This window comes from Deltaproteobacteria bacterium, from assembly GCA_011773515.1.
Taxonomy (GTDB): domain Bacteria; phylum Desulfobacterota; class Deferrimicrobia; order J040; family J040; genus WVXK01.
This window is the reverse complement of sequence record WVXK01000062.1, coordinates 13,776-17,637: the sequence shown is the minus strand read 5'-3', so window position 1 is coordinate 17,637 and position 3,862 is coordinate 13,776. Positions and strand designations below refer to the sequence as shown.

5 protein-coding genes are annotated in these 3,862 nt (G+C 58.8%); 3 read left to right on the top strand and 2 right to left on the bottom strand.

Features of this window, described 5'->3' with window-relative positions; genetic code table 11:
* The first annotated feature begins 64 nt into the window (after positions 1–64).
* A complete protein-coding gene (locus GTN70_06835) occupies positions 65–547 on the top strand; it encodes an HD domain-containing protein (protein ID NIO16699.1) in 483 nt (160 codons plus the stop codon).
* Positions 548–609: 62 nt separating this feature from the next.
* Here GTN70_06835 and GTN70_06830 read toward each other — a convergent pair whose 3' ends face one another.
* Positions 610–2,028 (bottom strand): aspartate aminotransferase family protein, encoded by a 1,419-nt coding sequence (locus GTN70_06830; GenBank protein NIO16698.1) that lies wholly within the window; start codon positions 2,026–2,028, stop codon positions 610–612.
* A 1-nt stretch (position 2,029) separates the two neighbouring features.
* Positions 2,030–2,359, bottom strand: a complete 330-nt coding sequence (locus tag GTN70_06825; protein NIO16697.1) for a cupin domain-containing protein — start codon at positions 2,357–2,359, stop codon at positions 2,030–2,032.
* A gap of 212 nt (positions 2,360–2,571) precedes the next feature.
* Here GTN70_06825 and GTN70_06820 point away from each other — a divergent pair, with 212 nt between their 5' ends.
* A complete protein-coding gene (locus GTN70_06820) occupies positions 2,572–3,633 on the top strand; it encodes an acetyl-CoA synthase subunit gamma (GenBank protein NIO16696.1) in 1,062 nt (353 codons plus the stop codon).
* A gap of 32 nt (positions 3,634–3,665) precedes the next feature.
* The coding region (locus tag GTN70_06815) for a 4Fe-4S dicluster domain-containing protein (GenBank protein ID NIO16695.1) at positions 3,666–3,862 on the top strand (197 nt) is incomplete at its 3' end.

The window sequence follows — 3,862 nt, the reverse complement described above, 5'->3', positions numbered from 1 at the left end:
CGCAAAGGGATTTGCTGCTCGGGATCTGGTCGACTTTTGGTCTCTTAAGGAGGGAAAACCGTCCGTGTACCAGAGGGTCGTAGAAGCGCTCGAAGAATTTTTCGGAGACGATGAAAGAAGGATCCTGCATGCAAAGGAAGTCCATTCTCTTTCCCTGAGGATAAACGAAATCGAGGGGGGAGAAAGGGAGGTAGTTGCCCTGGCTGCCCTGCTCCACGACGTGGGCATAAAGCCTGCGGAGGAGCTCTACGGGAGCTCCCGGGCTGCCTATCAGGAAGAGCTCGGCCCACCTGTCGCGGAAGAGATTCTTTTGCGCCTCGGGTTCGATGAGGCGACAATATCGTCCGTGAAAGAGATCATAGCCAGCCACCACACTCCCGGCAGGGTGACTACCACGGAGTTTGCCTGCATCTGGGATGCCGACATGATCGTGAACCTGAAGGATGCAGAGAACCGGGCATCGGGAAAGGCAATGGAGGAGATAATAGACAGGCGATTCATGACCGATGGCGGGAAAAAGATTGCCCGGGAAATTCTGATGGAGTGACTCGTTTGAATTTCAGGCCTGGAACGATGAACTGGGCATCACCCAGGAACTGTGAACGTGCGTCATGGCGCTTGACGTTCCAGGTAATTATCTTTCCGCGTGAGCTCTCCCTCTTCACACAATTCGATCTCGAGCGCCTCGATTGCACTCGAGAGCATTTCCATCATCTCATCGATCTGGGGCTCGGTGATGATGTAGGGAGGGGCAATCAGCAGGTGGTCGCCGTTCACTCCGTCGTATGACCCGCTTCCCGGGTACAGATAGAGGCCTTTCTCAAGACACAGTCCGGCGAGGCGGCTGCTTATCCCCAGGGTGTGGGAGAAGGGCTTTTTCGAGCGCCTGTTGGAGACGATCTCGACGCCTGCGAGGAGCCCCTTGCAGCGCACGTCCCCCACGATGGGATGGCCCTTTTTCAGAGCGTTCAGTTTCTTTGAGAGGTAGGCTCCGAGCCTTACCACCCGCTCCAGGAGATTTTCCTCCTTGATTATCCGGATGACCTCCAGCCCGACGGCTGCGGACAGGGGGTTGCCCGCGAAGGTGTGGCCGTGCACGAATGACCCGGAGGGGGAGTGCCGGATAGTCTCGTATATCTCGTCGCTGGCGATTATTGCCCCGAGCGGCGAGTATCCGCTGCTGATACCCTTCGAAATGGTCACGATGTCGGGCACCGCCTCGTAATGCTGGAAAGCGAAAAACTTGCCCGTGCGCCCGCAACCCGTCATAACCTCGTCTGCAATCAGCAGGATGTCATGCTTGTTGCAGATGCTCCTGATCCTCCGCAGGTAACCTACCGGGGGCGCAACCGCGGGGGCCGATGCCCCCAGGATCGGCTCCATGATGAAAGCCGAAATGAGGTCCGGCCCTTCGGATATGATCGATCGTTCGAGATCGTATGCGCATTCGAAGTCGCATTCGGGGGGGCCGGGATGCTTTTTGTGTTCGTCGAAGGGGCAGCGGTAGCAGTAGGCGGGGGGTATCCGGGGAAAGGATGCGAGGAGGGGGGCGTACTTGCCCCTTCTCCCTGCGTGTCCGCTCAGCGAGAGCGCCCCTATGGTCGACCCGTGGTAGGAGATGAACCTCGATATCACCTTGTGCTTCTCGGGGTTTCCCCGCTCGACGTGGTACTGGCGTGCAAGCTTTATCGCCCCCTCGACGGCTTCCGAGCCGCCCGAGGTGAAATAGACCCTTTTCAGGGGGCGGGGAGTGAGGGACGTCAATTCGTCTGCGAGCTTCATGAGCGGTTTGGAAGAGAACGCCGAGAGGTGCACGAAGGCGATCTTCTCTGCCTGCGCCTTCATCGCATCGATCAGCCTTTTGTTGTTGTGTCCCAGGCAGACGACGGCAGCACCCGATGCGCCGTCGATTATCCTCCTTCCTTCCCGCGTACAGAGGTATATCCCCTCTCCGTGGGAAATGACGGGATAGGTTTTGTTGAGGTTCCGGTGGAAGACGTGCCTTGTCTCGAGCTTGGGCTCTTTCACGTTACGGCCTCGTCTTTCTGGCAGGGTGGAAGATGTTTAGCGTCCGGACTTTCCGGTCTCCCGTGACTGTTGCTGCGTGGGGCATGAGCGGGGGGATGTAGCAGATGCTGCCCTCTTTCAGCTCCACCTTTTCCCCGTCGAGAAAGAAGGTTATCTCGCCCGACTCAACGAGCGTAAACTGCTCTTCCCGGTGGCTGTGCTCGGGAAAGTGGGCGCCTTCTCCGTAGATGTACTCGACGACCTCTATGTTTTTCGACTGAAACACCTTCCTTCGGACCTTCCCCTCGAACAGCTCTTCGGCGGGGAGTTCGTCGAAAGAAGTAAGTCTCATCCTCGTCTCCATATACGATAAAATTATATACGAAATGGACTGGATTAATCAAAAATTAGCGGTGGGGAAAACAGGAACGAAGATCGGGCGGGGCGTATTCTCCCGGTGCCGGAGGGAAGGGGCGCGGTCCGGGTGAGGGGAAGTTCTTCCCGGGATGCACGTGTTGTATAATATCGATTGCTATGTCGAAACCTTCTTCTTACAGAGACGGGATGCCGCCGGGGGGAATCCCTACCCGTCCGTGGGTTGCCGGTAGCGTTGCCACGGAGGCGGGGTCGTTCCCCCGGGTGTCGACGGAACTTTCCTTTTCCGACCGTCTCGGTTCCTGGCGTGTCCGGTGGGGAATCGGGAGGATGCGCTACCGTGTGGAACCGGGGCTGTATGCCGTGGGCCGGCCGGCGAAAGAAAGCCCTGTTCTGGTTACGGCAAATTACAAGCTCACCTTCGATCGATTGAGGTCCCGGCTCGGGAAGGTGGATGCGTGGATTCTCGTGCTCGACACGGGGGGGATAAACGTCTGGTGCGCTGCGGGGGGTGGAGAGTTCTCAACCGGAGAGATCGTAAGCCGCGCAGACAGGGTCCGGCTGGCCGAAGTGGTGGCGCACAGGACCCTGGTTCTTCCCCAGCTGTCCGCTCCGGGGGTGAGCGCCCACGAGGTGAAAGCAAGGAGCGGGTTCAGTGTCGCCTACGGCCCGATAAGGGCAGAAGACCTGCCGGAGTTTCTCGCCGGTGACATGGTGGCCACCCCCGATATGAGGCGGGTAACCTTCGGGGTCGTGGATCGCGCCGTCCTCATTCCCGTCGAGCTGGTGCTTGCGGGACGATACGTTATCCCGGCAGCCCTGGCGATGTTTTTCCTCTCCGGTTTTCACGAGGGGGCCTTTTCCCTGGAGTTGGGATATGGCGATGGGTGGACGAACGTGCTCCTGCTTCTCGGGGGCTATCTCGGCGGCGCCGTCCTGACGCCTCTTGTTTTGCCCTTTGTCCCCGGCCGGGCATTCTCCCTGAAAGGAGCCCTGACCGGAGCCGTCCTTGCGGCTCTTTACCTCCTCATACTGTGGCGTAATCCAGGGCTGTTTCCATCCCGCCTGGTGGCAGCTTCCTGGTTGTTCATCATTCCGGCCCTTTCGAGCTTTCTCGCGATGAACTATACCGGCTCGACCCCCTTCACATCTTTGTCCGGCGTCAGGAGGGAGATGAAAGTGGCCCTGCCCCTTCAGATAGCGTTTTCCTCTGTGGGTCTGGCGATGTGGGTTGCGGGGAGATTTATCTGACCGTTGGGGTATAATGTGTTCGGGTTTTATCTATGGGGAAGGCTCAGTACATAAGGGGCGTGACCACGCTCTCACTTGACGGGTCCCTCTGCACGGGATGCGGCATGTGCCGTGAAGTATGCCCCCACGGGGTCTTCACCCTGGAAGAGGGGCTCGCCCGGGTCGTTTTGCGCGATGCCTGCATGGAGTGCGGGGCATGCGCGATGAACTGCCCCGAAGGTGCGATTTC